Source organism: Spirillospora sp. NPDC049652, assembly GCF_040675125.1.
GTDB lineage: Bacteria > Actinomycetota > Actinomycetes > Streptosporangiales > Streptosporangiaceae > Spirillospora.
This window is the reverse complement of sequence record NZ_JBFAOF010000837.1, coordinates 1-3221: the sequence shown is the minus strand read 5'-3', so window position 1 is coordinate 3221 and position 3221 is coordinate 1. Positions and strand designations below refer to the sequence as shown.

Genomic DNA, 3221 nt, shown 5'->3' with positions numbered 1-3221 from the left:
ATCCACGCCCGCAGCTCGTCGATGTCGCGCCGCTCGGCGGGGGCCTGCCACAGCGGGACGCTGAACTGGCTCTGCCCGCCCTGCCGCTTGAGGTACATGACGAGCTGCCGGGCGACGTCGAGGGCGACCCGCTCGCCGTGGTCCTCGGCGACCAGCGCGAGCGAGAGGTCCATGCAGGCGCTGATGCCCGCGCCGGTCCAGACGTCCCCGGAGCGGACGTAGATCGGGTCGGGGTCCACCACGACGTCGGGGTGGTCGGCGGCGAGGCGGTCGGCGGTGGCCCAGTGCGTGGTGGCCGTCCGCCCGCTGAGCAGCCCGGCGGCGGCGAGCAGGTGCGCGCCCACGCACACCGAGGCGACCCGGCCCGCGTGCCGCGCCGTGCGGGCGACCCAGCCGACCAGGGCCGGGTCGATCACCGGCGCGCCCTCGCCGTCCACCGCGCCGGGCACGACGAGCGTGTCGACGCGGTCGCCGACGTCCTCGAAGGCCAGGTCGGTGGCGAGGCGGACGCCCGCGCCGGTCCGCACGAGCCCGCCGTCCGGCCCGGCGAGCTGGACGAGGTAGGGCGCGGCGCCGTCCGGCATCTCCCGGTTGGCGAGCGCGAACACCTCGGCCGGCCCGGTGACGTCGAGCAGGTCGACGTCCGGGAACACGGCGATGACGACACGGTGCGGAGCGGACATGTCTCTATTGTGCTGACTCACTGCCCCTGTCCGCCATGACGCCCTCCTGTCACATCCGGACACGCCCCTCAGATCACCGGGGGCCGTCCCACCCGGGTGAGCCGTCCGACGGTCCCCCAGGCGATCGGCCTTCGCGCCTGCTCGCCGCGGCCGGCGAGCCCTTCGCGAAAGCCCCGCAGCGTGGCGGCGAGCGCCCCGGCCGACCGCAGCCGCGCGACGGTGAGCACCGTCCACAGCCCCAGGTAGACCGGGATCAGGGGCCTCGGCAGGTTGCGGTAGGCGGCCCACACCCGGTTGCGCGCGCTGAGCCGATGAAAGCCCTCGTGCCGCGCGGGGTCCGTGGCGGGGTGGTGGACGACGACCTGGGGCGCGTAGCGGCCCGTCCGGCCGAGGTCCCACAGCCGCCAGGCCAGGTCGAGCCCCTCATGGAACAGGAAGTAGTGACCGGGCCAGCCTCCCGCCCGGTCGAAGTCGTCCCTGCGGATCAGGACGATGCCCTCCGACATCGTCGCGACCGTCCCGGGTGTGCGGGGACGGGCGCCGCGCGGGCGCGGGACCCAGCGCGGCAGCGTCACCCCGGTCACCGGGTCGGCGATGCGGGGCTGCACATACGCGGCCTCGGGGTGGCGGTCGAACTCGGCGATCAGCCGCGCGAGGTCGTCGCGGCCCGGCAGGACGGCGTCGTTGTCGAAGAACAGCAGGAACTCTCCGCCGCCGAGGGCGTTCGCGCCGGCGTTGCGGCCGCCGGGGATGCCGAGGTTCTCGGGCAGCGCGAGCGTCCGGACGCCGTCGGGCACGCCGTCCGGGACGCAGCCGTTGCCGACGACCACGACGTTCAGCGTGACGCCCTCCTGGGCGAGCAGCGACGCCATGGCCGCGGCGAACTCGTCCGGACGGTCGTTCATGGTCAGGACGACCGCGTCGACGGTGTTCATGTCCCGTAGTGAAGCAGGCCGCCGGGACGCGCGGGCGGGGTTCGCCGCGCGCGGGTCAGGGGATGAGGACGATCTTGCCCCGGGTGTGGCCGGTGCGGCTGGCGTCGAAGGCGGCGGCGACCTCGTCCAGAGGGAAGGTGCGGGAGACGTCGACGGTGAGGGAGCCCTGGTCGGCGAGGGCGGCCAGTTCGGTGAGGGCGGCGCCGTCCGGGCGCGTCCACACCGAGGTGCCGCCGTGCCCGGGGACGGACGGGTCGGCGATCGAGGCGTGCCGGCCGCCGAACGCGAGGACGGCGAGGGTGGTCTCGATCTGGCCCCCGACGCAGTCGGCGACCGCGGTGACGCCGCCCGGGGCCAGCTCGCGGACGCGGTCGGCCTGGCCCTCGCCGTAGGCGACCGGCTCGGCGCCGAGGCCGCGGACGAAGTCGTGGTTGCGGGGCGAGGCGGTGCCGATGACGCGGGCGCCGCGCTCGCGGCCGAGCTGGACGGCGAGGCTGCCGACGCCGCCGGACGCCCCGTAGACCAGCAGGACGTCGCCGGGCGCGACCTCCAGGCGGTTCAGCATGCGCTGCGCGGTGAGGCCGGTGAGCGGCAGGCCCGCCGACTGGGCCCAGTCGAGGGCGACCGGGCGGCGGGCGAGGATCTCGGCCGGGACGGCGACGAGTTCGGCGAACGTGCCGTGCCGGACGATCGGCGTCCGGGCGTAGGAGACGACCTCGTCGCCGGGCGTGAACTCGGGCGTGTCCAGGCCGACGTCCACCACGACGCCCGCGACGTCCCAGCCGGGGACGACGGGGAAGACCGCCTCCATCAGCGGGTCGAGCCCGCCCGCCATGATCTTCCAGTCCACCGGGTTGACCCCGGCGGCGCGCACCTCGACCAGCACCTGGCCCGGTCCGACGCGCGGGTCCGGGACCTCCCCGACCCGCAGGCGCGAGTTGTCCGGAGCGTAGGCGTCGTAGCTGGCTGCCCTCATCGTGGTGGTCCTTTCCGGACGGGTTCAATGGCTGTTCTCGGTGGGCCGGAAACTGGACGGGATGACCCGGTAGCCGACGTACCCCGAAGCGAGCAGGAGGATCGCGGCGGCGGCGAACGACACGCCGAGGGCGTGGGTGAACGAGGAGGCGGCGACCGCGGTGATCCGCGCGCCGAGCCCGCCGCCGTTCTGCGCCGCGACGACGGCGGCCTCGCCGATCGAGTCGCGGACGCGGGCCATCTGGTCCTCGCCGAGGCCGAGGTCGGGCACGTGCCCCCGGTACAGGACGGCGGCGAGGCTGCCGATCGCGGCGACGCCCATCGCGCCGCCCAGCTCGTAGGAGATCTCCTCGACGGCCGCCGCGCCGCCCGCCTCCTCCTGCGGCGAGGACGACAGCAGCGCCACGGACGCGGCGGTCGCGGCGATGCCGAAGCCGGTGCCGAGGCACACCAGCGCGACCGCGATCTCCGCGTACTCCAGCCGTCCGGCGGCGTCGGCGACCCACGGCACCAGCATCCCGGCGGCGGCGAGGGCCATCCCCGCGCCGAGCACGACGCGGACGCCGAGCCGCTCCATCAGCCGGGGCGTGAACAGCGGCGCGACGATCAGCGCGGCCGGGGCGGGCAG

General features: G+C 75.6%; 4 protein-coding genes. All 4 read right to left on the bottom strand.

Features of this window, described 5'->3' with window-relative positions:
- Window positions 1-683, bottom strand: a 683-nt coding sequence (locus AB0J52_RS33540; RefSeq protein ID WP_500186884.1) for a GlxA family transcriptional regulator, incomplete at its 3' end; no start/stop codon positions are given.
- A gap of 68 nt (window positions 684-751) precedes the next feature.
- Window positions 752-1618: a glycosyltransferase family 2 protein gene (locus tag AB0J52_RS33535; protein ID WP_500186883.1), complete on the bottom strand. Its 867-nt coding sequence runs from the start codon at window positions 1616-1618 to the stop codon at window positions 752-754.
- 55 nt (window positions 1619-1673) lie between these two features.
- Complete coding sequence (locus AB0J52_RS33530; protein ID WP_500186882.1) at window positions 1674-2594, bottom strand: NADP-dependent oxidoreductase; 921 nt, start codon at window positions 2592-2594, stop codon at window positions 1674-1676.
- A 24-nt stretch (window positions 2595-2618) separates the two neighbouring features.
- The coding region (locus AB0J52_RS33525; RefSeq protein ID WP_500186881.1) for an MFS transporter at window positions 2619-3221 on the bottom strand (603 nt) is incomplete at its 5' end.

What these genes read in the sequence shown, in the direction of transcription:
- AB0J52_RS33535 (WP_500186883.1), bottom strand. Translation starts at nt 1,618, where the DNA reads ATGAACACCGTCGACGCGGTCGTCCTGACCATGAACGACCGTCCGGAC.
- AB0J52_RS33530 (WP_500186882.1), bottom strand. Translation starts at nt 2,594, where the DNA reads ATGAGGGCAGCCAGCTACGACGCCTACGCTCCGGACAACTCGCGCCTG.